Consider the following 25195-nt stretch of genomic DNA (forward strand, 5'->3'; position numbering starts at 1 on the left):
GAAGTTAATTAAGAATTCATAACTCATAACTCATAACTCAGCACTCAGTACTGATAATGCCTGAAGGGCAGCTTGAATAATGCTGTCATACTGTGGGCGAGAGATATCAACTTCTTTGGCGTTTTGACGATTAGTGCCTAGTAAACCGGTTATATGTCCTGGTTGCATGGCTAAAACTTTGCCTTCAGAATTTTTAATTCTTAATTCTGCTTCAATACCGTTTTTATAGAAACCACAAGTATATTGTCGCTGGTTGTATTCAAAAGTGGTGGTTGACGGGGTAGGTGGCGAAGCAAAAAATTGTTGAAGCTGAATTGGCAGTCTGACTCCTATTAACTCTAGCTCGATGGTAGTGTTACCGTTAAAGTAATTTTCTCGTAGTTTGTAAGCGACATCCACTCGCGATGGTAAGCGGAAATAGTCTCCCCAACGCCAGGCGATCGCTTTAATTTTGTATTCTTGATTATCAATAGTTTGGGCAATTGTCAGTTTAATGTGACCCTTCCCAACGATTTTTTGCTCAACTACTTGAACATTAGGTGTCCAGAAAACTGGATCGGGGTTATCCATACCGCAGGGATGTAGAGCATTAAGCTGTTGATAAAGCTGCTGATTGATGTGATTGAGGTTAACTTCGGCATCAATTTTGAGCAGAGGCTTGAGATGGTGGGGTTCAAGACAGTGGTTAGCAAACTCAATCAAACGCGATCGCACCATCTTTAAATTCTCTGCTGGTAGAGAGAATCCCCCGGCTGCTTTGTGTCCGCCATATTTGCCGAGTAAATCGTGAGAATATTCCAAAGCTTCAAACACATTAAACTCTGGAATTGAGCGTGCAGAACCGCGTATATGTCCCTCATCCTCAAAAGTACCGATAAACACGGGGACACCATAGCGTTCTACCAAGCGGGAGGCGACAATCCCAATAACGCCGTGATGCCAATTGGGTTGAACAACAACTAATACACGGTCTTGCTGTAGAGATGCAACAAATTCTGCTTCTACATAAGCGATCGCTTCTTGTTCAATTTGCTGACACATTTCCTGGCGAGAAGCATTTATTTGTTCGCACTGCATTGCTCTTTCCAGCGCCACCCCCATATCATCTGTAGTCAGCAATTCAATCACAGTTTGGGGATCACCAATTCGGCCAATAGCATTAATTCGTGGCCCGAGGCGAAAACCGATATCTTCAGGCTTCAGGGATTTGGGACTGGGGACTGGGGATGGAAAATTTTCCCTATCTCCCCCTGTTTTCTCATCTCCCCTCGCCTGCACACCACCCACCTGAATTAACGCCTGCACTCCAGCTAAGTTGGATTTGGGTAAATGCTGTAAACCGCGTTTCACCCAACGGCGATTCACGCCTGTTAAGGGGGCTAAATCTGCGATCGTTCCCAGTGTAAATAGTGCTAGCATCGGCTGAATCAAGCCCTTAGTTTCGCCTAGCTGTTGTGCTAGAGAGACTGCCAAAATATAGGCGACACCAACACCAGCAACACCCCGATAAGGTGAGGATTCAGCGATCAGTTTAGGGTTGAGGATAGCGTTAGCTGGTGGTAATTTTTGGGGGATATCGTGATGATCGGTGATAATAACGGCAAGACCAAGTTCTCTAGCTCTAGCAACTGGTTCAAACGCAGAGATGCCATTATCTACAGTCAGAATTAACCCCACACCTTCACTGTGGAATTCTTCAACTATGCGTTTATTGATACCGTAGCCTTCGTGCATCCGGCTGGGAATAGCATAATCTACCTGTGCGCCTAAAGTGCGGAGACTACGCAAAAGTAGAGCAGTGCTGGTCATTCCATCAGCATCGTAGTCACCACAAATAGCGATTTTTGTTTGAGAAGCGATCGCATTTTGCAACAACTCCAAACTAATCGCCAAATCTGGGAAATCTTCCAACGGCGAAGGCAAAACTAAGGACTCTGGATTTAAAAATGCTTGTACCTGTTCTGGTGTTTCCATACCCCGATTAATCAACAACTGGCTGATAATCGGTGAAATATTTGTCAAAACAGCCAGATTTTGGGAAATTTCTGGCTTTTGTGGATAAATTTGCCAGCGCTGATCGGGTAAGCGCCTGCGAGGTTTGGATATTTCAGATACAGGTCGGTCTAGCACAGTATAAAGTTAGGAGTTTTTAGTTATGAGTGTTGAATTGAGAGTTGTTTCTTAACCCATAACTAATAACACTATTTGCTATCTAAAACACGTTGATTCTACCATCATCCATAATATATAACGAGCGATCGCCTGGAGAGCGCCAAGTCGGACGGAGTTCAAGCCGCAATGTGCCAAAGTTAGGTTTCGAGACAATTGCTTGTAGTGATAAACCCGTTTCGCTCCAAAATATCAGAGATGTATTTGGTTCTGTACCCTCTATTTGTTCTAAATTTAATTTCTGCCCTGGACTCAAGGATATTGCACCAGTCCCAGAGGGTTTTTGGATTTTGATCAGGTTGGGTGTGCTATTTACGACTTCAACCCGGATGTTTTGCCCAGGCGTAAACTGAATTGGGCGAGAACCACACTTAGAAGCACAAGTTCCAGCTAAAGTATTGCTGGGATTATTGATTGATGCAACTAAAATGGTAGCTGCAACTAAAGCAAATGACAGAGGCTTAAACATAATACACAGTATAAGTACTAAGTTAAAATGTTACTTCAATTTAGTATTATCAAGCCTCAGCATATTTTCCAGAATTAGAACTGTAATCTGTTTTTAACCAAAGCGTCCACTGATATAATCCTCAGCTTCTTTGGTTTGAGGAGAACTGAACATTTGGGCTGTAGGATTAAACTCAACTAATTTTCCGCGACGTTTGCCATGCTCGTCAATTTCTGTATTGAAGAAAGCCGTGTAATCTGCCACTCTAGAAGCTTGCTGCATATTGTGAGTCACCATGATGATGGTGTATTGCTGCTTGAGTTCCAAGCAGAGTTCTTCTACTTGGCGGCTAGAAATTGGGTCGAGAGCAGAACATGGTTCATCCATTAATAATACATCTGGCTTCATGGCGATCGCACGGGCAATGCAAAGTCGTTGCTGTTGGCCGCCAGATAATGCAGTTCCCTTTTCTTTGAGTTTGTCTTTGACTTCATCCCAGATAGCAGCGCGTCTGAGGGAATTTTCTACCAATTCATCAACGTTACCTTTATAACCGTTAGCACGCGGCCCAAAGGCAATATTTTCGTATATTGACTTGGGGAAAGGATTCGGTCTTTGAAAAACCATTCCGACTTGCCGTCGTAATTTTACAGAATTTATCTTAGGATCGTAAATATTGCGATCGCGGTAATTCAACTTACCCTCTACCTTCGCTCCAGGGATTAAATCATTCATCCGATTAAAGCAACGCAATAAGGTACTTTTACCGCATCCCGAAGGCCCAATAAAAGCAATAATTTGTTTTTCAGGAATTTTTAAGTAGACATCTAAAAGTGCTAAAAATCCTCCATAAAATACCTTAACACCTTCGAGATTAAATACATCATTATCTTGGTCGATTGTGGCGCTATCTAATTTACTTCTACTGTTGCTATAAGTCATTTTGCGTATCTCCAAATATCTGTGAATATATGAAATTAGATATTTAATTATCTAACGGATTGAGAAGCGTTGCCGGATATAAATTGCTACACCATTTAAAGCTAAAATCAAGAGTAACAATTCAATAATTGTCGCTGCTGCTGCGCTAGCAAAACCCGGTTCAGGACGAGTGATATAACTGTAAATTTGAATGGGTAATGCCATAAATCTCTGAAACAAACCAGGGTCAAAGGTAAGAAAACCCACAGCACCTACAACAATTAAAGATGCTGCATCACCAATGGCACGAGATACAGAGATAATCACCCCTGTCAAAATACCGGGAATAGCATAGGGTATGACATGACTGCTAATAGTTTTCCATTTGGTGACACCTAAGCCGTAAGAAGCATTTCTTAGAGAATCTGGGACGGCGCGAATTGCTTCTCTAGAGGTGACAATAATTACTGGTAAAGACAGCAAAGATAAAGTCAATGCACCAGAAATTAAAGCGGGGCCAAACCCAAGCAAATAATTGAAAACTCCTAAACCCAGCAATCCATAGACGATAGAAGGCACACCTGCCAGATTACTGATATTAATCTCAATAATCGCTGTCCACCAAGCTTTAGGTGCATACTCTTCTAGATATAAAGCTGCTCCCACACCAATTGGAACAGTTACAAAAATCACAACAAGTCCCAACAAAATGCTGCTAACAATAGCCGGACGGATACCACCTTGGTCAGGAAAACGAGAAGGGGTATCTGTGATAAATCCTGGTGACAAAAATCTACCTAATCCGTCTCCCAAAATATCAAACAGGAGCAAAGCTAGGACAAATATTCCAATCAGTAACCCGATTAAAAAAATTACTTCAAATACTTTTCCTAAGTTCTCCCTTTTGTCAACATTATCAGTAAATTCTGCCGCTGATGCAAAGGAATCATTTTCTTGATAACTAGTAGCCATACTTATTACTCGTATTTTTCCTTATAACGATTAGCAATCCAGTAACTAACAATATTCAAAGATAGGGTAATCACAAACAAAACCGCACCGACAGCATATAAAGTCTTGAAATTAAGACTTCCACGCGGACTATCTCCGCCAGAAATTTGTGCCATGTAAGCTGTCATTGTTGCTATTGATTCTGCAAAACTAATAGTCAGCTTCGGCTGTAGTCCAGCGGCGATGAGGACAGTCATTGTTTCACCTACAGCGCGAGAAATACCTAAAATAATCGAGGCGATAATTCCTGAAAGTGCGGCTGGTAAAACTACTTTAAAAATAGTTTCTAGTTTAGTGATACCTAAAGCATAAGCTCCTTCGCGCAAAGAACGTGGAACTGATTTAATAGCATCTAAGCTAATAGAACCAACCGTAGGAGTAATCATAATTCCCATCATTACCCCGGCACTCAAGGAATTGAATATTTCTAGAGGAATAAAATTCCGCAGCAATGGTGTCAGAAACAATAGTGCAAAGTAACCATATACTACAGTTGGTACTCCTGCTAAAAGTTCCACGGCTGGGCGTAAAACTGCTGCTACTTTTGGTTGAGCATATTCACTCAAATAAATGGCAGAACATAAACCCAAAGGAATCGCAACTAACATAGCAATAGCTGTAGTCAAGAAAGTGCCATTAATTAAAGGCCAAATGCCAAAATGCCTCTCTGCAAATAGAGGTGTCCATTTAGTATCAAGAAAGAATTGAGCAAAGGAAACTTCTTGGAAAAAAGCAAATGTCTCTTGAAAAATAATTAAGACAATACCAAAGGTAGTCAAAACAGAAACTAAAGCACAAGCAAATAAAATGGTTCCCACAATCCTTTCTGATATATCTTCAGATATATCTTTGTCTAGTGATTGTCTGGATAGTAAATAAAGATCGTCTTGAGAAGTGGAATTTTGCATAAACAGTTAAGTCTTGACTACAAATCAAGTTACATTGAGTATTTGTCTAAAGAAAGTTTGTAATTGGTTCACCTGGTTTAGCTTTTTGAAATTTTGTCCCAGTTTCACCAGCAGCAAATTTTTGTTTTACCTTGACGTAAGCTTCATCAGGTAGTGCTACATATCCAGCACCATCTACCCACTTCCAAGAATTTTCTAGATAAAAATCTACAAATTCTTTGACTGCTGGTTTGTTATCTAAAGATATCTTACTGGCATAAATGAACAGGGGACGAGACAAAGGTGTGTAGGTATTTTTGAGGACATTATCCAACGGAACTGGTTTTTTGCATTCTCCTTTGAGATTTTCGATAGCAACTAAATTGAGCTTTTCTTGGTTTTGAATGTAGTAAGATATCCCTACATAAGCTAATGCTGATTCATCTCCAGAAACACCTTGCACTAGCAGATTTTGATTATGGCTAGGAGTGTAGTCAGTGCGGCCATTCTTGGCTTTGCCGGTAACAGCTTGAGTTAAATAATCAAAAGTCCCCGTATCAGAAGCCGGAGCGTAGAGCTTCAGTGGTAGCTTAGGAAATTTAGGATTAACTTGATCCCAAGTCAAGATTTTACCGTCTGATTTAGCACTCCAAATTGTGTTCATTTCCTTAATAGTTAGACATTTAGCAAAGTCGTTTTTACGATTTGCAATTACAGCTACGCCGTCTAAACCTATAGGTAACTCTACAAACTCAATATTCTTGCTTTTACATTTTTTGATTTCTTCATTTCTGATGGTACGAGAAGCGGTAACAATATCAATATCACCATTACAAAACTTACTGAAACCGCCACCCGTACCACTGGAAGCAACACTAACTTTCGCGTCAGATTTAACCTTCTGGTATTCTTCTGCAACTGCTAACGAAATAGGGAAACCTACGGCTGCACCATCAATACTCACCTGACTTTTCAATTCTTGTCCACTATTACAAGCAGTAATGCTGCTGGCAAGAACCATTAAAGACGTGAAGTAAACGCTATCTTTAAATCGGCGATGAAAGCTCATAAATTCTCAATTGAGATAAAGTGACTATACAAAGAATGCTGCTTAAAAAAGTAAAGTTTATGCTTTGCTAGCAGCTTGAACTTTGTCAAAAATTGCCCCATCTTCAAAAAACTTTTTCTGGATAAGCTCCCAACCACCTAAATCTTGAGAGGTAAATAAAGTTTTAATTTGCGGTTGTTTTGAGGCTACTTCTTGGGTAACGGTGGGGTTAACAGGACGATACTGTAATTTGGCAAATTCCCGTTGAGCTTCTGTGGAGTAAAGAAAATTCACGAATGCTTGTGCAACTTCTCTTGTACCGTGTTTATTAACGTTTTTATCAACTAGAGCCACAGGATTATCAATGGAAATATTAACTTGAGGTACAACATAAGGCAGTTTCAATCCACCTATTTGCGCCAAAATTACCTCATTTTCGTAGTTAATTAAGACATCTCCCTCGCCTTTTTGGAAGAATGAATCGCTAGCTTCACGGGCATCTTTCGTCAATACAGGGATGTTCTTATAAACTTTGGTGACATAATCTAATGCTGCGGTTTCGTCACCACCTGTTAAACTTACAGAACTCCAAAAAGCCAAGAATTCCCAGATAGCAATACCAGAAGTTTTGGGGTTGGCTGCAATTATTTTCACATTATCTTTTGCCAAGTCTGCCCAAGTCTGAATGTTTTTGGGATTACCTTCACGAGTAACGATCGCAGCTACAGATTTACTGACAATACCATTTCTTGGATATCTGATTTCCCAACCTGATTTAATCAAACCTGCTTGCTGAATTTTGATGACATCTAGGGGAATTGCCAAATGTACTATATCTGCTTCTTGTGAACCTGCAATAATTTCTGCCGTTTGAGCGCCAGAACCCCCATAAGTCGCCTCAATCGTGACGTTCTGATTGTGTTCTTTCTTCCAGCTTTCGACAAATTTGGGAATTATCTGGTCATGTGCTGCTTTGGTGACAGAGAAAGAAGCGAGTTTGATATTGACATCATTTTTGCTAGCTGAACTGCTTCCAGAGCAGGAGGCAACTGCTATACTCAAAAAAGCACCTATGAGAAACAGACTCACGAAGCTTTGCACAGTGTGTCTATTCAACAAACTCTTAATTGTGTGTTGATAGGAGAGTTGTATAGCTTGCAAAGCTTTCATGACATAAGCCTGCATACCTTCACTTAGCAATTTACTTAATTGTGTCAGCTGTTGCGACTTGCTCATCAGAATCACCCTTAAATCTACGGTATTTCTAGGCGAATACCGTAATTAAGAGAAGTATAGGACATATAAAACAATATTTCTCATCTAGCTTTAACTATTTTTACTAAGTCAGCAGTTACTCATCAAAGTAGCAAAAATAGTGTTTAAGCTCTGCGCTTTGCCCGCCTCCAAAAGGCTGATTTATTTACAGCCTACATACGCTATCTCTGTATAGAATTGCTACAAGGTTTTGTTGCTAAGAATTCGGAAGAAACCAAAAACTTTTCCCTCTTTTGTAAAAGGATTCTCAGAGGTTTTACTACGCAAAATCTTTCTCTCTCGCCCATTGGAGGGGAATTTGAACTTTAGTTCAAGACAGGGAGAGGTTCATTTAACATTAGTTCAGTTGGTAGCTTAGGCAATTGTGAAAAATCGATATAATTCGTAAGACAGGTATAAGTATCTTCACTAGTTATTGCATCGTCTACTCTACCAGTATTGCTACAACCAGCTTAGGATAGACTAAAAGCGTTTTTTGCAAACAATGGTAGAAAAAATCACAGCTGTGTTTAATGGCAAAGTGTTCTATCCGGCTGAACCGATCGCACTGCCAATCAATACCCGTGTGCGAATCAGTATTGAAATTTTACCGCCAAGTGAACATGAAACGGTATCATTTCTGCAAACAGCGCGATCGCTCAACTTAGATGGGCCAACTGACTGGTCTACCAATATAGATAAATATTTGTACAGTAAGTAAATTTTCCATGCATTCTGAAGTCTTTCTTGATACATCATTTGCCATTGCCTTATCTGCACCGAGCGATCGCTTGCATGACCGAGCCTTACATCTGGCTAAAATGTTACAAGCGGCAGAAACTCGTTTGGTGACAACACAGGCGGTGATGTTGGAAATTGGCAATGCCTTATCCCAACAACCTTATCGTCAAGCGGCAATCATATTATTAAATTCTCTAGTAGCAGACTCCAAAGTAGAAATTGTCCCCCTTTCCCAGGAACTCTACGAACGTGCTTTCGAGCTATATCGGGAACGAACTGAGAAAGAATGGGGATTTGTGGATTGCGTATCTTTTATAGTTATGCAATATAGTGGAATCACTGAAGCTTTGACTGCTGATGAGCATTTTCAACAAGCAGGCTTTCGAGCATTACTACGAGAAAATTTGCCTTAAAGATTGGGAATTAGGGATTGAGGATTGGTTATTCACAAATGACTAATGACAATTAAATATTTCGTTACAATCGGTGTGTGCATTAGGCATTCAAGAGTTATCAGCCATGAAATTGATTTCCGATCCACCGATTCCTGTAAAAATTCAAAAGATGAAGGAACGGGTGCGGTGGATGCATCCAAGTTTTGTGCAACGGGGAATTGATCAAACCAGCATGGTTATAGATGATGGCAGGCAGAATAGTCCAGAATTTTCCTTTATGGTTATCGGTGATTCTGGCACCCAATCCCATTATCGGCACCACCCCCAACGGAAAGTTGCTGAACTAATGCTTCCTCACCGCGATGATTGCAGTTTTGTGTTGCACACAGGCGATGTAATTTATGTGGTGGGTTCCCAAGAGTATTATTCAACAAACTTTATTGAACCTTACCGGGAATTTCTTGTAGGTGGCGACAACTCGAAAGATATTCCCTACGATCGCATGGTGTTTAATCTGCCATTCTTGCCAGTACTTGGTAATCATGATTACTACGATGTGCCGTTGATGTACCGTTTGTTTACTGGAACAACATCTTCATTACGTCGCCTGTTGCGCTACAAAGATATCGAGATTGGCTGGCATGGATCATATCAAGGTAATGCCTATGCACGGGCATTTATGGACTATACAGGGGCGATGTCCTCTTCAGAATTAGAACGTCATTTAGATCAACACTATACTGCTAAGACCGACACAGGGCGCTGTTTGCGTTACGAACCTGGACAGTTTACCCGCTTACCCAATCGCTATTACACCTTTCGTTACGGCGGGATTGATTTTTTCGCTTTGGATTCCAACACCTTTAATACACCATCACCTTTACCTGCAACTCAAGAGGGAGAAATTTACCGCCGGGAATTGCAAAAGCGTCGCCAGGAAATAGATCAAGAAGAATTGCAGATTTTGAAAATATCTGATCGCCTCAACCCCGATAAACCCATCGAAGCGGAACAACTTGATGAACTTAGTGCCAAATTAGAGCAAATAAACGAGATCAAAATCGATATTGAAAAACAATTGGCATCTCAGACAATGCCTGCGATCGACTTTGAACAACTTGAATGGTTGCGAAGCAGACTAATCGAATCTTGGAACACCTCTGAAGTGCGAGGACGGATTATCTTTTTCCACCATCCACCATACGTCACAGAAGCTACCAAGTGGGATCAGGCGCAAACCTTAGCAGTTCGCCACCGCTTGCGCTGGGTATTTGAACAAGTGGCAGAAACTCTTGGTTCTTTAATTAAAGAACGTCCCATAGTGGATTTGATTTTAAACGGTCACGCTCACTGTTTGGAGCATCTGTACACAACTGATACCGGATTTGCTGACTCCCACATTAACTGCATTATCTCTGGTGGTAGTGGTCATCGTCCCCGTTATCAAAGGCGAGAGGGGAATGAATTGATGGAGACTTTTACAGAAATTGCAGGTAAACCCACTCGGAAAGTTGCCGATTCAAAGCTTTTTGTGGGTCGTCATGATTACAATTTCCAAAAGCGCCTGCCTTACTCATGTGTGCGGATTGATGTTCTGGATGGTTGTCCGCCCAAGTTTATCATCAGACCGCTGATTACTGAACGGGTTGAACAAGAGTGGCATAACCGTGAGCTTGAACCTTTTGTGATTTAAATAAAAAACCTCACCCTGGTTATGCTACGCAAAACCTGTTCCATCTCCTTAGTAAGGCTACGGTGTACACACAAGTCACCAGTTTTATCCCAATACACTTGGGATAAGCCAGAAAGCCCTCATGTAGAGATGCGATTTATCTCATGTAGAGACGCGATTTATCTCATGTAGAGACGCGATTTATCGCGTCTAAAAGACTGACACGTTAGAGAGACGCGATAAATCGCCGTCTCTACAAAGAATGTACTTGTCAATTATTCCTTGACTACTATTTCCGACTTGTGTGTACAACACCGTAGCTTGCTCAATTGCTAGACCTACACTGTGAGAAATCCGATTGTAACCAGGAAATATTGGACGCGATCGCTCATATTTAGCTTGATCTAAAAATACTTTCACCTGTGGCATTTTATTCACACAATCCTGAGCTACAACAACTTTGCCATTCTGATCTAGCCTTGCACAATTATCTAAAGTTATGGTTATTGCAAGCGTTTATATCTTAATCTTGAATAGAGTTTTGATAATTTCAGATTATGGCAGGACATAGTAAATGGGCAAATATTAAGCGCCAAAAAGCCGTAGTAGATGCAAAAAAGGGAAAAACCTTCACTCAGTTATCTAGGGCGATTATCGTTGCAGCTAGAAGCGGTGTACCAGATCCGGCGCTGAATTTTCAACTTCGCACAGCAATTGATAAGGCAAAGGCAGCGAGTATCCCCAATGATAATATTGAACGAGCGATCGCTAAAGGTGCAGGCACTTTTGGCGGAGATAATACTATCTTTGAAGCAATTCGCTACGAAGGTTACGGCCCTGGTGGCGTAGCGATTTTAATCGAAGCCCTTACAGATAATCGCAATCGCACTGCTGCTGACTTACGTGTAGCTTTCAGTAAAAATGGTGGCAATCTTGGTGAAATAGGTTGTGTTAGCTGGATGTTTGACCAAAAAGGCGTTTGTGTAGTGCAGGGTGTGGTTGACGAAGAACAGCTTTTAGAAGCATCCCTTGAAGGTGGTGCTGAGTCTTATGAGATGGCTGAAGATGAGATGGCTGAAGTTTTTACTGATATTGGCAATTTAGAAACCCTTAGTCAGACGCTCAAAAATCAAGGCTTTAAGGTAACTGATGCCGAATTTCGCTGGATTCCTAGTAATAGTGTAGAAGTTACCGATCCAGATCAGGCGCGATCGCTTTTCAAGTTAATTGATACTCTAGAAGGCTTGGATGATGTGCAAAATGTCACAGCTAACTTTGATGTAGCAGAAGAATTGATGGCTCTCAGCATTTCTTAATCAAAATTCACGCAGGCATCATAGCTAAATACCACTTGTTTGGATGATGTCCAAGTTACATCTAACTTTGAAATGCCAGTAACTCTTATAGCCGTGAGTATTTTTTAGCCAAGTATTCCCCGTAATTGCGATATTTTACGGTTATAAAAATAGATATGAAAGGGGCGCAATGTGTCAAAAGAAAAGTTAATATTTGATGTTAAATAAAAATAAAAAATGGTTCTACATACCTCTTATGCCAAATTGTGTTCAAGTGTTATAAAAGGAATTTTCGTAAACCTTTCACTTGGATTAATGAGCATAAAGAAAGTCAGTAGAACCTAAAAACCCTGTTACAAACCGTCGTTAATTCCCAATATTTAACTGTTTACGCTTCCGGGTGGAAACAATACCGAATGCACCCATTGTTAAAAGACCAAGTACAGAAGCAGGTTCAGGAACTGTTTGGAAACCTTCTGGCGGTTTTTCTGCAAAGTAAACTTCATCACCTTTGCTCGAAGTTATCAGCGAGGTTTTTCAATGTTTGTGCCTCTAACTTGCTCAAGAGGGCGCGATCGCGTCAAAATAAGAGTAAAGACGCTGTTACCTAACTTAACAATGGCCTTAACGCAGCTTGAGCAAACTCTTCCCCCTCAACCAACACCGCCAAATGAGCGGGGATACGAATATGATTTGGTAATTGTCGGCGGTGGGATTATTGGGTTAACTCTAGCCTCTGCTTTAAAAGATTCTGGCTTGAGTATCTTGCTGATTGAGGCGAAAGTAGCTTCAGCGGCGGTAGCTAAGGGACAAGCCTATGCAGTTCATCAGCTTTCGGCGCTAATTTACCAAGGAATTGGAGTTTGGGACAAAATATTGCCTCAAATCGCCAAATATTGCCGAGTTCGTCTTTCTGATGCCGATTATCCCAATGTAGTGGAATTTACCACAGATGATATAGATACAGCAGAGTTGGGTTATGTGGCGGAACACCAAGCGCTGTTGCAGCCTTTGCAGGAGTTTGTCCAAGATTGTGCAAATGTGACTTATCTGTGTCCGGCTGAAGTGGTAAATACGCAGTACCAGCAAGATATAGTCGCGATAGATATTAAAGTTGCCGATCAGTTACAGACAGTCAAGAGCAAATTACTGATAGCAGCAGATGGGGCGCGATCGCCAATTCGTCAAGCTGCTGGTATCAAAACCTCTGGCTGGAAATATTGGCAGTCTTGCATCGTGGCATTTGTCAAACCAGAAAAACCGCACAACAACACCGCTTACGAAAGATTTTGGTCTAGCGGGCCCTTTGCGATTTTACCTTTACCGGGGAACCGTTGCCGCATTGTGTGGACAGCCCCCCACGAAGAAGCAAAAGCTTTATGTGCCTTAGATGATGAGCAATTTTTAACAGAACTCACCCGTCGTTACGGCGATCAAATGGGGAAATTGGAATTACTAGGCGATCGCTTTGTATTCCAGGTACAACTCATGCAAAGCGATCGCTATGTTCTCCCTCGACTGGCATTAATTGGTGATGCGGCGCACAATTGCCATCCTGTCGGCGGACAAGGTTTAAATCTGGGCATTCGAGATGCAGCTGCTTTGGCGCAAGTCCTGCAAACAGCGCACCAAGCTGGTAAAGATATTGGCGACATTCAGATTCTTAAAGGTTATGAACGCTGGCGCAAGCTGGAAAACCTGACGATTTTAGGTTTCACCGATTTGTTAGATCGGATGTTTTCTAATAATTTCTTACCTGTGGTATTGGTGCGTCGCCTGGGTTTATGGTTTTTGCAGCGAGTACCCGTTTTAAAGGTCTTTATGCTGAAGTTGATGATTGGCTTGAAGGGACGAACTCCAGAATTAGCAAAACTATCAGGCTTAAACGCTATACCACAGCAGCTTGAAAAATCTGGTTTGGGGTGAGATTAAATTCAGGGAAAGTTTAGGAGACAATGCGATCATTATCTCGAAACTTACTTATTTGATATTCTTCATCAACCAAGTTACACACGGTGATTGTCGGTTGTTTGGGATTGCCGATAAAATTACGTCCACCCAAGGCAGCATAATCGACAATCCAGTATTCTGGGATACCCATCTCTTCATAGTCAGCATACTTCAAGTAATAATAGTCTCGCCAGTTAGTTGATACAACCTCAATTGCCAAAGGTATTGATGCACCCAAACTAACAGTAGATTCTTTTTTCCATAATTTTTCGTTTACCAGATTTGCACGGTTTAGCACCAACACATCTGGTAAGTAACCAGAATCTTTTTCAGGAGGTCTAACTATAACTTGGTTAGGTATGAAGTAGGGCAATCCTAGACGCTTAATTTCAAAAGGAATTTCGATACCTAGAAATCCTTTAACTTCTTCGTGTTCCCCTACGGGTTGCGCCATTTCAACAATTTCTCCCTTATGTAGTTCGTAGCGGACTCGTCGATTTTCGGGTAGCCAATCGACAAATTCCTCAAAGGTTACTAGCTTGGGTATGGCTTGAGTCATGACTTTTGAGAGTTATTGCTTTGCAAATATTATCTCTAATCTAAGGGGCTTCGGACAGCTTTTCCACCACGGTTAAGAACCAGGGTATAAATCATCGTAGTTTTCACATTCTTGTGTCCAGCAAATGCCCACCCTAATTTTGTGTTCGAGAGAGTGAGTGCGCTATTGTTAATGGTGGAAATGGATTCTGGAGTTAAGGTATTACTCCTGAGAGCTAGTACCCAAGATAGATGTAATAGTATTTAACATGTGCTAGTTACTCAGTACTATCAACCGTAGGATTGAAAATTAGTATTTTTCTACATAAAATTAAAAATCTAAAATTAAAAATTGGTAACACTGATGGTTAGGAGTGTTAAAGTTTCAGGAAATTCATTGGAACTTTTCAGCGGGTATTCATGCTGAAGAAACTACAGAAAAAACAAATTTCCATAATTGCGGGTGCGGCACTCTTTGCCTTTTTAGCTGGGGCAATGGTATCAGCACCTGAGATTGGTAAATCCGTTGGACAATGGCTCAAACTGGGTAAGAATCAGGCAGAGCAAACATCTGATGCTAGCATTGCTCAATCAGCCGTCTTTCCACTGATATCACAATCTCTGCCAGAACGGGCGGCAAAACTAGCTGCGATCGCTCAAGAATCGCGATCGCCAGACCGAAATCGCGCTCGTTATCTTTTAGCGAGTGATTACATTGAAAGAACCCAAGCCCAAAAAGCTCTGGCTTTACTCCAAGGACTAGAGAAAGACTATCCGATCCTCGCGCCCTATATTTTGCTGAAACAGGCGCAGGCAGAGGATATGCTGGGCGAGGACGGCAAAGCTTCGGATCTCAGGCAAAGCGTGCTGAAACTGTATCCTAAAGAAGCGGCCACAGTGAAAGCACTATATCTGATTGCCCTACCGAAGCAACAGGAAATAGCGATCGCTCAATTTCCTTCCAATCCTCTAACTTGGGAAATTATTCGTAAACGCTTACAAGAAAATCCCAATCAGCCAAAATTACAATTGATTTTGGCTAAATATGCCTATGACCAACCTGGTATAGTGGGCGTTTTAGATCAGCTAGTAAAACAGCCTACCCTCAAACCCGAAGACTGGGAACTCATTGGTACAAGCTATTGGGAAAATAATCAATTTCTGAAAGCGGCGAATGCTTATGCCAAAGCACCCAAAACACCGCGTAACCTCTACCGGACTGCACGGGGCTTACAGGTAGGGGGCAAAGATAAAGAAAAAGCGATCGCTACTTATAAACAATTGGTGCAGCAATTTCCAAATAGCGAGGAAACTGGGACTGCACTACTACGGTTAGCAGAAACCGCAAAAACAGGTAAAGACGGCTTACCCTATCTTGAGCAGGTAATTAGTAAATTTCCGAAACAAGCTGGTACTGCACTGGTACAAAAAGCCAAAACTCTCCAAGCCCTCAATAATCAAAAGTCAGCTAACGAGGCGTGGCAATTACTCATAGCCAAGTATGGCAATTCTGATGAAGCCGCAGAGTATCGCTGGAAAATAGCCCAAGACAAAGCCAAAGCCAAAGATTACGTTGGTGCTTGGCAGTGGGCAGAACCAATTGTCACCAACAACCCCAATAGTATTTTGGCTCCGAGAGCAGGCTTTTGGGTAGGGAAATGGGCAGCTTCACTAGGGAAACAGCAGGAATCTCAAACTGCTTATGAGTATGTGATTAGCCAGTTTCCCTACTCTTACTATGCATGGCGAGCCGCGACAATGTTGGGGCTAAATGTTGGCAACTTTGACAACGTGCGCGTCATGAACCCGGAAGTAATCACACCCCAGCGTCCGTTACCACCGGCTGGCTCTGAAACTTTCAAAGAATTGTATCTGCTGGGTCAAGATCGCGATGCCTGGTTACAATGGCAAACAGAATTTTCGAACAAAATTCAGCCAACGGTAGCAGAGCAATTTACTGAAGGGTTAATGCGGCTGGCTAAGGGAGAAAATCTCATCGGAATTGACAAAATTTCTAAATTGGAAGACCGGGAAATCCCAGCTGAACTTGCCCAATATGAGACTCTGAGCCAACAAATCACCTACTGGCAAGCCCGTTATCCATTTCCCTATCTTCGGGAAATTGAGAAGTGGTCTACTGAGCGTCAACTCAATCCCTTGCTAGTCACTGCTTTGATGCGTCAAGAGTCACGGTTTGAACCAAAAATCAAATCCGTCGCTGATGCCACTGGCTTGATGCAGGTGTTGCCGAGTACAGCTAAATGGATTGCCCCACAAATCAAAGTGGATTTCAAAACAATAAGCCTAGAAAATCCCAACGATAACATCATGCTGGGTACATGGTATTTGGATCATACCCATGAGCAATACAACAATAACTCCTTGCTCGCGATCGCCAGTTACAATGCTGGCCCCGGTAATGTCTCCAAATGGCTGCAAACTCTAACTACACAAGATCCAGATGAGTTTGTTGAACAAATTCCCTTTGATGAAACTAAAAATTATGTACGGCAAGTATTTGGCAACTACTGGAATTATTTAAGGCTTTACAACCCTGAGATTTCTGGCATCGTGGCAAAGTACTCAACTACACACCCAAAATTGCCGACACAGTAATTTTACTCAATCGAATGAGCAAGTACAGAGCAGAGGAGCAGGGAAAGCACATATACAATTTTACTTCTCCTCATCTCTAGCTCAAATGCAAAATTTTACACATAGTTAAGTGGGGCGATGCCTAGGTTAGTCTGTGCCTACGCTGTTTTTTCTGTTGAGAGGGTCAGGTGATCGCTTATTTCACTGTTCACAGCTTAAGTTGAGCGCGGCTTAGGTATTAATATATCTTAATATATTAAATGTTACTTTTTTCGCGCCATCCTTAATTTCTGTGCCCCAATGGAGTTAACTTCAAAAGAATTTAAGTCAGAACTGATATTAGAAATCCAAGCCTGCCTGCAATTGGCAGTTCCTCTGGTAATTACTCAAATATTAGAAGCGGGCATTCCTTTATTGGATGGGGTGATGATGGGCTTACTTAACAGCCAAGCCCTAGCAGCAGGTGCTTTAGGTGCTGTTACCTTTTCTACCTTAGCTTCCATTTGTCGTTCTATTCTTTCAGCAGCAGGTGTGAGTGTCGCAAATGCCTTTGGTGCAGGAAAGATAGACCAAGTTCGCCGAGCTACCGGCCAAGGAATTTGGTTAGCTGTAACGATGTGCTTGCCTGTGATGTTTATCATTTGGCACTTTGACTATATGCTGCTGCTGACTGGTCAAGAAGAAAGCAATGTTTTATTAGCTCAAACATATTTGCGGTCTATTGTTTGGGGTTTTCCTGCTGCACTCGGTTTCTGTATCTTAAAAGAAGTTAGCTCTGCGCTCAATCGTCCCCAATTTCTAACAGTAATTACGGTAGCTGGACTATTATTGAATGCGGCTGCTAATTACGTGCTAATGTTCGGCAAATTTGGTTTACCAGCCCTTGGTTTAGCCGGTATAGGTTGGGCAAGTACACTCATTTTTTGGCTGAATTTTATCGCCGCTGCCAGTTGGATTTGCTTCGATAACTACTTTAAAGACTACCAGCTTGATCGCGCTCTGCACCAGTTCGATAAAGATATGTTTATAGATATCTTTCAAACTGGATGGTTCTTGGGGTTGCAGTATGGAGCAGAAATTGGAGTATTCACTGCCACTGCTTTAATGATGGGGTGGTTTGGAACAGAGACGTTAGCAGCCCATGAAATTACCGTTGAGACAGAAAGTTTTGTCGAAACGGTTTCTATAGGTATTTCCTATGCCATCACGATGAGAGTAGGACAGTTGAGAGGACAAAATGATCTTAGGGGTGCAAGCAGAGCAGGATTTATCTGCATTGCGCTTGTTACTCCCATTGTGAGCATTGTGGCACTAATTTTTTGGCTGTTTCCCAACTATATTGTGGCAATGTATTTGGACACCAATAACCTGGATAATATCGAGATCGTTAAAACGGCAACTTCTTTCCTAGCTGTGGGGGCATTAGTCCAAATATTTTATAGTATTCAGACTATTGCTGCTGGTGCATTAATCGGGTTGAAAGACACCAAAGTGCCAGTGTTAATAACTATGTTCGCTTACTGGGGTGTAGGTCTAGGTGGTGGCTATCTGATGACATTCACTTTAGGCTGGGGTGCTATAGGTTTATGGTTGGGTTTAGTACTAGGGCTACTTATGGGTGCAGTGCTTTTAACTTGGCGTTTTTATCTTTTGACTTCTGAGATTGAGTCTGCTTGAACAGCCCTAAAAATTTCAGCATTTGTACCTTTGCCATGCAGACTCGACAATTTCAGCAATGATTTCTGTGTATGTCACACCACCCAAACGTCCCATAATTACCAGGTCTGAGCGGATATGGTGTAGTCCTGGCAGTGGGTTAACCTCCATAAACTGCAACACACCACTAGCATCGCAGCGCAGATCCACGCGGGCAGCGTCACGGCAACCAAGAGTATGGTAAACATCCAATGCTAGTTGCCTTGCCTGTGCTGCCAGTGGTTCGGGATCTATGAGTAAACGATAAGATACCCGTTCCAGATACTCATCCTTATTAAGGGTGGTATAAGCAAAAGCTTCAGTTTGTCCTGTAAAAATTACTTCCATCACACCTACTACCCGTGAGTTGCTGCCATTGCCAATAATGCCCACTGTTACTTCTCGACCGGGAAGAAAGGTTTCTACGAGTACGGACTGCTGAAAAAGTTCGCGTAACATTTGGTAAGTATTGACTAGCTCCTCGCGTTCTTTAACAAGAGAACGCCCAGTTACCCCTTTAGAACTGCCCTCCGCCACAGGCTTGAGGAAAACTGGCATTGGCAGCGACACGGCTGCTGCTTCTGCGGTAGTACTCACAACTTCAAAGGGAGCTGTAGGCAAACCGCGATCGCGCACCACCCTTTTAGCAAGTGCCTTATCTAGTGTTAAGGCGCAGGTGAGCGGATCGGAAAAGGTGTAAGGTTGAGAAAATAATTCGCAGACTGCCGGGACTTGGGCTTCACGAGAGCGACCCTGCAAACCCTCAGCAATATTGAAAACCAGATCCCAGCGATCGCCTTTTGCCAAACGCAGAGCAAGTTCTCTACCATTGCCGACACGTTCAAATTGATGACCTAACTGAAATAGTGCATCTTCCAACCCGATGATAGTTTCTTCATCGTCGAACTCCATGACTTCAGAGGCACTGAAACCAGCCTGAAGGTAGTCTGCCTTCAAGTCATAACACAGACCAATTAATAACTCCATAGCCTTATAATTCCCAGTGAAAAAGCTTTCGCTGTTAGCTTGAATGTACAAATCAGGTATCTTCATTGAGGAATGACGATTACTAAATCCTCAATGAAGCGAAGATATCTGATCAAGAATATCAAACCATACAGGAGATTTGTCGTGGCGATCAACTATATAGTGTTAGCCCTGCTCTACAGGATCTACATAGGTGTATGTCTCACCTGCCCAATTTCGCACTGTAGCTGTGCCCTTCTCATAAGCAACTAGAGTCTCGGCTTGAATTGGAACTTTACCACCGCCGCCAGGGGCATCAATTACATAAGTTGGTACAGCGTAGCCAGTAGTATGACCACGCAATTTAGAAATTAAATCAAGCCCTGTTTGAACACTCGTTCGCAGATGTGCGGTGCCAACAACTGGGTCGCATTGGTAAAGATAATAGGGACGTACACGCAGCTTCAGAAGACCGTGAAAGAGATTCTTGAGAGCTTTTTCAGAGTCATTCACACCTTTTAACAGCACAGTTTGACTACCTAGAGGAATACCACCATCAGCTAGGCGATCGCAAGCTTGTGCCACTTCTGGGGTAAGTTCTCGGACATGACAAAAATGCAAAGACAGCCACACACGATGCTTGCGGAGCAAAGCAACCAGTTGCGGTGTAATTCGCTGTGGTAAGAAACTCGGCACGCGAGAACCAATCCGAATAAATTCAATATGCTCAATGGCACGTAACCGCCCAAGCAAATTATCTAAAGGTTCATCAGACATCAACAAAGGATCACCACCAGAAATTAGCACATCACGGATCTCGGTGTGTTCTTCTAGGTAAGCGACGATCGCATCCAAGCGCCGGGTTACTGGGTACATCTCACCTTGGCTCACCAAACGAGAGCGGGTGCAGTAACGACAATAAGCAGCGCATGTGTCTAGAGCAAGCAGCAACACCCGGTCAGGGTAGCGGTGTACCAGTCCTGGCACTGGAGTATCGTTATCTTCACCGCATGGATCTACCATGTCTGCTGTACTAACTATTAGTTCTTCTTGCCGTGGAATGACTTGTAACCGTAGCGGACAAAGCGGATCTTCTGGATCAAGTAGTGATGCAAAGTATGGGGTTACGGCTACAGCAAACTTCTCTGGTGCGATTAAAAGTCCCTGTTCTTCAGTAGCACTAAGTCTTAATAACTTCTGAAAATGTTCCAGCTTAGTCAACCGATGCCGCATTTGCCAGCGCCAATCGTTCCAGCGTTCTTGATTGTAAGTCTCTCCTAAAATCTGACAAATTTCTTCACACCGAACATTGGTAACTAGAGGCTCTAGAATAGTGTTTTTGATCATGGTTAGAACTAAATTAATCTGAGAATAATAAACCAATCACAGCCTAGTTCTTTTACCTGCATTCATAGATAAAAGAAAAAACTATTGACAAATGTGACCAATCCTGATTTAAACTCCTCATCAAACAGGTAGTGATTGTTGTGGCGTAGAAATATAAATAGTTTGACTTGTTTGATGTCAGAGATGATGGCTATTTCTGCCTCTAATAACAAGGATTTGGCACATCCTCAGTATAATCACGGCAATGATTAAGAGCGTTCATAATTACCTCAGATTTAAATGCCTCAGCCTTAGCAGCGTAAACAGCTAGCTTTTTATGAAGATGAGGTGGAATTTTAACATCGACTTGAATACAAGGCATGAAAACAAAGTTTAAGTACTCTAGAAATGATACCAAAAGTTTAACAATAAGTATCTTTATACACAGAATATAACTCTGCTGTCATGCTTGTTAATCTAATTAAGCTGTTACGCATTTAATTTGTACATTTACCTAATGACTGATGACTGATGACTGTTAACCGTCAACAGTCAACAGTTAACAACCATCAAGAGTGTTTATATACTTTAGACGCGCATCAGCTTATTTAGCTTTTTTGATTGAGATAGGTATTAGGTAGGCTAAAGATGATGACTAATTTTCAGAAAAACTAAAAACCTCTTTCAAAGCCAAACAGGCTAAGAAAAAGGCATGAATCCAAACACTATCCACCCACTAAGGATGAAAATAATTTTTTGGTGTAAAAACCGACAACATACCTCACTAGGTCAAGAAAGGCTATAAGTCAGTTACAAACTTTGTCAAACCTGTACTTAGTAATCTGAATCGCTAGGATTGCTGAGTGATGTCAATTGCGACTCGACCGCATTAAGATAACCTGGATCATTCAAAACTTGTGCTGGTAATTTGTGAGCTTTAATAGCAGCCTGAACTACATCTTTTGCAGTCAGGTTTCCTGTTTGGTATTTAAATACTAAAGCGCTCCCACTGGGAATACCCTGCTCTTTAAAATAACCTTGATAAGCTAGAAAGGCAGTATTGAAAGGTTGGAGATAGCTGGCCTTTGGGGAATTAGCATGTAAAGTATTAGAGTTAACATCTGTGTTGAGTTGTCCGCTACTATTGTTAGTATTAACTGTTTGAGCGCCAACAATTTCAGGTATAAAAGCAATACAAGCAACGATAAGCGCAGAATTGATCAAGTTTATAAGTTTCATAATTTTTTCCTCATTTGAACTAGGTTAATTAGTTTGATCCAGTAATAAAATCCTATTTTTTGGCAATTTCAACCGCATAAAATGAATTGTTTACCAGCGTTTATCGAAGGTGCGATCGCTCACATATATGTAATGATGATATTCTCTTCTAGATATTTTTTACTTTAGGCTATAAACTAAAATCCAACTGCGTTTTGGCTAATTAACTTTGCATACCAATATGCTAGAAAATCTTTTTGACAAAAGCAAATACTTTTAATTCTTAATTGGATAAATAAAATTGATTGTAATTAATACTGACATTGCCAAGTTTTCTCTCAACTTTACTTACCATTCATTTGAGCTTGGATAAACTCTGGTGTAAGTTAGCCGTTAAGGAGGATAAAATAAGCTGAACGTGTCAAAATGTTAAGTGTATAGTTTATTTGCAAACTCACTTATGCCAAAAGCAATTTGGAATGGCGCAGTTTTAGCCGAGAGCGATAATACCGTAGTTGTGGAAGGCAACCATTATTTCCCTGTTGACACCATTAACAAGCAGTATTTCACAGAAAGCAATACTCACACCACTTGTCCCTGGAAAGGTGTCGCTAGCTACTACAGTATCGACGTTGATGGACAAATCAACAAAGATGCTGCTTGGTACTATCCCAGTGCTAAGGAGAAAGCTAAGAATATTGAGGGTTATGTCGCCTTCTGGAAGGGTGTAAAAGTTGAGGCTTAATAAGGGTTCCTGAAAGTATTTTAGTTTCAGGGACATTGATATTATGTCCAGCTAATTGCCCATACATAAGATAATTAGCCCGCGCAGAGAGAAGTCTGAGCGGGCTTCGTATTTAAACTATTTGCGAATTTATTTTAAAAATTCAAAAACTCTGGGATATTAGTCTTATATCTTTTAACTGAATATTAATCATTTTATAAATTAACTTTTGTTGGTTTTAGCCATGCAAAAACCTGTGTAACTGTTAAAATCAGTTGCAAAAATTCAGGTACAGGCAATACTTCATCTCCAGTCATCTCTATAGGTTGCTGTCCTGGCAAAAATACTAATATTAAGCGTTCATCTGGATCGATTAACCACCCTAATCGAGTACCGTGTTTTAGACAGTGAAGAATATTTATAATTACCTTAGTTGTATTCTGTTCTGGTGAAAGAATTTCAATTGTCCAATCAGGATAAATTCCAAAGGTATTTTCAATTTCCCCATTAGCATCAAAGGGAATCCGCTCCCAAGCAAATACACTCACATCTGGTACAATCGAACGTCCGCCAAAAGTACAGCGTAATTTTGGAAAAGCCAAAGCAATTTCTTGTTCTTCAGCAATTTGGCTAATTGCGTTACAAAGTTTTAGTTGTAGCCGGGAATGTTTGCCTTGTGGCATTGGTTTCTGGTAGATACGACCATCTATAAATTCACTAGCAGGCTCTGTTTCTGGCAGTTTGAGGAACTCTGCTAAGGAGATAGATTTGTGCAGCGTACTTGTCATAGCTGTGCAAATGCCATATTTGATTGGAATCTTAGCATTTTCTGTCCTTGGATTTTAGGAAGCGAGTCTATTCTCCTTGATGTTGCTGCTTAAAAAAAGCGGTTCACTTTGCATCAATACCTTTCCACAGTTTAGATACAGGTACACTATTTCCGGTCATCGCATCGTACCAACCTTGACGAAAACTTTCACAGGCGGACTCAAAAAGTTCATTATCCTCTTCATTCTCTTCCGTGATTAAGACAATGGCTCGGACGCGGCTGTGTTTTGCTATAGTCAACGGCTTGTCTAAAGAAATTTGACCCTATTCGTTCACGGTTCCGTTGACTTCAATTGCTTTCATTGTCGTGAATCAGAGTTGTGCTGTTAATAGTATAGGACTTGTATATATAAGTTTTGCTTAAGCTATGGTAACGATCGCATAAGCGTTGTCACAAATAGATAAGCTCTGGTAACGAAACAACTTAATTGATAAGTTTTGCTTAAGCATTGTTAACGAAGACATAAGTTTTATCACAAAAACACAAGCATTCTGGACGAAACAACTTGTGTTCTGGACGAACGGACAAGTTTTCTGTAACAACGGATAAGCATTCTGGACGAAACAACTTGTGTTGTGAACGAACGGACAAGTTTTCTGTAACAACGGATAAGCATTCTGAACCAAACAACTTGTGTTGTGGACGAACGCACAAGTTATGGTAACGAAAACAACTTTATTCTTAACGTCCGCTTCTGTTTTGGTAACAAATTGACAAGCTGTTGTTATCGCGGCAACTTTATTTGTAACGTCGCTGCCGCAAAAGTACTTAAATTATTCTTGTGAGGAGGATTTTCTTTAAGCTTCGCATCGCACCAGTAGCAAAATTATGCTGATGCCAAGCTTGATAGAAATCGGGGTAAGGCATATTTTGGGCGCATTCCCAGACGACTAAATGGCAGTAACTATTATTTAATTGCCAATAACCGCTTAAAGCTTTGACTACCTCAAAGCGATGCTTATTATCCTGTAGAATTTTGCTTAAACTTGATGCTGCCTGCCAACGGGTGTAGTCATCCACAGTAGTTGATTGCAGCAGTTGCACCAAGGCGGCGATCGCAATTTCATTGCCTGGGTCGATTTTCCCTAAGCTTTCTGCTGCCCGCCAACGGGTGAAGTCATCCACAGTAGTTGATTGCAGCTGTTGCACCAAGGCGGCGATCGCAATTTCATTGCCAGTGCCGATTTCCCCTAACCTAGATGCTGCTTCCCTACGGATGTCGTCATCCACAGTAGTTGATTGCAGCAGTTGCACCAAGGCGGCGATCGCAATTTGATTGCCAGTGCCGATTTCCCCTAAGCTAGATGCTGCCCGCCTACGGATATCGTCATCCACAGTAGTTGATTGCAGCAGTTGCACCAAGGCAGCGATCGCAAATTCATTGCCAGTGCCGATTTGCCCTAAGCTTTCTGCTGCCTGCCTACGGGTGTAGTCATTCACAGTAGTTGATTGCAGCAGTTGCACCAAGGCGGCGATCGCAATTTCATTGCCTGGGTCGATTTTCCCTAAGCTTT

At 41.6% G+C, this 25195-nt stretch carries 23 protein-coding genes and 1 pseudogene; 8 read left to right on the forward strand and 16 right to left on the reverse strand.

Annotation, left to right across the window (positions count from 1 at the left end):
* Positions 1-30 precede the first annotated feature (30 nt).
* From ACEYW6_RS13070 to ACEYW6_RS13100, 7 genes are all read right to left on the reverse strand, one after another.
* Positions 31-2130 carry a single-stranded-DNA-specific exonuclease RecJ gene (locus tag ACEYW6_RS13070; RefSeq protein WP_412980022.1) on the reverse strand — a complete coding sequence of 700 codons (2100 nt, stop codon included), beginning with the start codon at positions 2128-2130 and terminating at the stop codon, positions 31-33.
* Between the two features lie 82 nt (positions 2131-2212).
* The gene (locus tag ACEYW6_RS13075; protein ID WP_412980023.1) at positions 2213-2638 is read right to left on the reverse strand and encodes a hypothetical protein; all 426 of its coding nucleotides are present in this window, start codon (positions 2636-2638) and stop codon (positions 2213-2215) included.
* 93 nt (positions 2639-2731) lie between these two features.
* Positions 2732-3559 (reverse strand): phosphate ABC transporter ATP-binding protein PstB, encoded by an 828-nt coding sequence (gene pstB / locus ACEYW6_RS13080; RefSeq protein ID WP_412980024.1) that lies wholly within the window; start codon positions 3557-3559, stop codon positions 2732-2734.
* A 51-nt stretch (positions 3560-3610) separates the two neighbouring features.
* Entirely contained in the window at positions 3611-4510 is a 900-nt protein-coding gene (pstA, locus tag ACEYW6_RS13085) for a phosphate ABC transporter permease PstA (protein WP_412980025.1), read from the reverse strand.
* 5 nt (positions 4511-4515) lie between these two features.
* Positions 4516-5457 (reverse strand): phosphate ABC transporter permease subunit PstC, encoded by a 942-nt coding sequence (pstC, locus tag ACEYW6_RS13090; protein ID WP_412980026.1) that lies wholly within the window; start codon positions 5455-5457, stop codon positions 4516-4518.
* Positions 5458-5503: 46 nt separating this feature from the next.
* A complete protein-coding gene (locus ACEYW6_RS13095; RefSeq protein ID WP_412980027.1) occupies positions 5504-6505 on the reverse strand; it encodes a PstS family phosphate ABC transporter substrate-binding protein in 1002 nt (333 codons plus the stop codon).
* A 57-nt stretch (positions 6506-6562) separates the two neighbouring features.
* Positions 6563-7720, reverse strand: a complete 1158-nt coding sequence (locus ACEYW6_RS13100) for a sulfate ABC transporter substrate-binding protein (RefSeq protein ID WP_412980028.1) — start codon at positions 7718-7720, stop codon at positions 6563-6565.
* A 523-nt stretch (positions 7721-8243) separates the two neighbouring features.
* Between ACEYW6_RS13100 and ACEYW6_RS13105 the strand changes: the two genes are divergently transcribed.
* The 3 genes from ACEYW6_RS13105 (at position 8244) to ACEYW6_RS13115 (ending at position 10567) form a co-directional block, all read left to right on the forward strand.
* Positions 8244-8459, forward strand: a complete 216-nt coding sequence (locus tag ACEYW6_RS13105; protein ID WP_412980029.1) for a hypothetical protein — start codon at positions 8244-8246, stop codon at positions 8457-8459.
* A 7-nt stretch (positions 8460-8466) separates the two neighbouring features.
* The gene (locus tag ACEYW6_RS13110; RefSeq protein WP_163936993.1) at positions 8467-8892 is read left to right on the forward strand and encodes a type II toxin-antitoxin system VapC family toxin; all 426 of its coding nucleotides are present in this window, start codon (positions 8467-8469) and stop codon (positions 8890-8892) included.
* A gap of 106 nt (positions 8893-8998) precedes the next feature.
* A complete protein-coding gene (locus tag ACEYW6_RS13115) occupies positions 8999-10567 on the forward strand; it encodes a metallophosphoesterase (protein WP_412980030.1) in 1569 nt (522 codons plus the stop codon).
* 189 nt (positions 10568-10756) lie between these two features.
* Here ACEYW6_RS13115 and ACEYW6_RS13120 read toward each other — a convergent pair.
* A pseudogene (locus tag ACEYW6_RS13120) lies at positions 10757-10993 on the reverse strand (hypothetical protein); the annotation flags it as partial.
* Positions 10994-11103: 110 nt separating this feature from the next.
* Between ACEYW6_RS13120 and ACEYW6_RS13125 the strand changes: the two are divergent.
* Positions 11104-11862 (forward strand): YebC/PmpR family DNA-binding transcriptional regulator, encoded by a 759-nt coding sequence (locus ACEYW6_RS13125; protein ID WP_412980031.1) that lies wholly within the window; start codon positions 11104-11106, stop codon positions 11860-11862.
* Between the two features lie 345 nt (positions 11863-12207).
* Here the strand turns inward: ACEYW6_RS13125 and ACEYW6_RS13130 are convergent, their stop codons facing one another.
* Positions 12208-12369 (reverse strand): PEP-CTERM sorting domain-containing protein, encoded by a 162-nt coding sequence (locus ACEYW6_RS13130; RefSeq protein ID WP_412980090.1) that lies wholly within the window; start codon positions 12367-12369, stop codon positions 12208-12210.
* A gap of 90 nt (positions 12370-12459) precedes the next feature.
* Between ACEYW6_RS13130 and ACEYW6_RS13135 the strand changes: the two genes are divergently transcribed.
* On the forward strand, positions 12460-13767 hold the full coding sequence (locus tag ACEYW6_RS13135; RefSeq protein ID WP_412980091.1) for an FAD-dependent hydroxylase: 1308 nt from the start codon (positions 12460-12462) through the stop codon (positions 13765-13767).
* Between the two features lie 19 nt (positions 13768-13786).
* Here ACEYW6_RS13135 and ACEYW6_RS13140 read toward each other — a convergent pair whose 3' ends face one another.
* Entirely contained in the window at positions 13787-14350 is a 564-nt protein-coding gene (locus ACEYW6_RS13140; RefSeq protein ID WP_412980032.1) for a Uma2 family endonuclease, read from the reverse strand.
* A 398-nt stretch (positions 14351-14748) separates the two neighbouring features.
* Between ACEYW6_RS13140 and ACEYW6_RS13145 the strand changes: the two genes are divergently transcribed.
* Together ACEYW6_RS13145 and ACEYW6_RS13150 are read left to right on the forward strand one after the other, a co-directional pair.
* Positions 14749-16944 (forward strand): transglycosylase SLT domain-containing protein, encoded by a 2196-nt coding sequence (locus ACEYW6_RS13145; RefSeq protein WP_412980033.1) that lies wholly within the window; start codon positions 14749-14751, stop codon positions 16942-16944.
* 279 nt (positions 16945-17223) lie between these two features.
* On the forward strand, positions 17224-18600 hold the full coding sequence (locus tag ACEYW6_RS13150) for an MATE family efflux transporter (protein ID WP_412980034.1): 1377 nt from the start codon (positions 17224-17226) through the stop codon (positions 18598-18600).
* Positions 18601-18615: 15 nt separating this feature from the next.
* Here the strand turns inward: ACEYW6_RS13150 and ACEYW6_RS13155 are convergent, their stop codons facing one another.
* From ACEYW6_RS13155 to ACEYW6_RS13165, 3 genes are all read right to left on the reverse strand, one after another.
* Positions 18616-19605 carry a D-alanine--D-alanine ligase gene (locus ACEYW6_RS13155; RefSeq protein ID WP_412980035.1) on the reverse strand — a complete coding sequence of 330 codons (990 nt, stop codon included), beginning with the start codon at positions 19603-19605 and terminating at the stop codon, positions 18616-18618.
* Positions 19606-19770: 165 nt separating this feature from the next.
* Positions 19771-20931, reverse strand: a complete 1161-nt coding sequence (locus ACEYW6_RS13160; RefSeq protein WP_190890210.1) for a KamA family radical SAM protein — start codon at positions 20929-20931, stop codon at positions 19771-19773.
* 813 nt (positions 20932-21744) lie between these two features.
* Complete coding sequence (locus ACEYW6_RS13165) at positions 21745-22149, reverse strand: hypothetical protein (RefSeq protein WP_412980036.1); 405 nt, start codon at positions 22147-22149, stop codon at positions 21745-21747.
* 439 nt (positions 22150-22588) lie between these two features.
* On the opposite strand from ACEYW6_RS13165, the gene ACEYW6_RS13170 reads away from it, so the two are divergent.
* Positions 22589-22873 carry a DUF427 domain-containing protein gene (locus ACEYW6_RS13170; RefSeq protein WP_069070791.1) on the forward strand — a complete coding sequence of 95 codons (285 nt, stop codon included), beginning with the start codon at positions 22589-22591 and terminating at the stop codon, positions 22871-22873.
* A gap of 194 nt (positions 22874-23067) precedes the next feature.
* Here the strand turns inward: ACEYW6_RS13170 and ACEYW6_RS13175 are convergent, their stop codons facing one another.
* The 3 genes from ACEYW6_RS13175 to ACEYW6_RS13185 form a co-directional block, all read right to left on the reverse strand.
* Positions 23068-23640, reverse strand: coding sequence for a Uma2 family endonuclease (locus ACEYW6_RS13175; RefSeq protein ID WP_412980037.1), 573 nt, complete (start codon positions 23638-23640; stop codon positions 23068-23070).
* Positions 23641-23743: 103 nt separating this feature from the next.
* Positions 23744-23920 carry a hypothetical protein gene (locus ACEYW6_RS13180; RefSeq protein WP_412980038.1) on the reverse strand — a complete coding sequence of 59 codons (177 nt, stop codon included), beginning with the start codon at positions 23918-23920 and terminating at the stop codon, positions 23744-23746.
* Positions 23921-24449: 529 nt separating this feature from the next.
* Positions 24450-25195: HEAT repeat domain-containing protein (locus ACEYW6_RS13185; RefSeq protein ID WP_412980039.1), on the reverse strand; the 746-nt coding region annotated here is incomplete at its 5' end.

The sequence above is a fragment of the Nostoc sp. UIC 10607 genome (genome assembly GCF_047228265.1).
In the GTDB taxonomy this organism is placed as follows: Bacteria; Cyanobacteriota; Cyanobacteriia; order Cyanobacteriales; family Nostocaceae; genus Nostoc; species Nostoc foliaceum_A.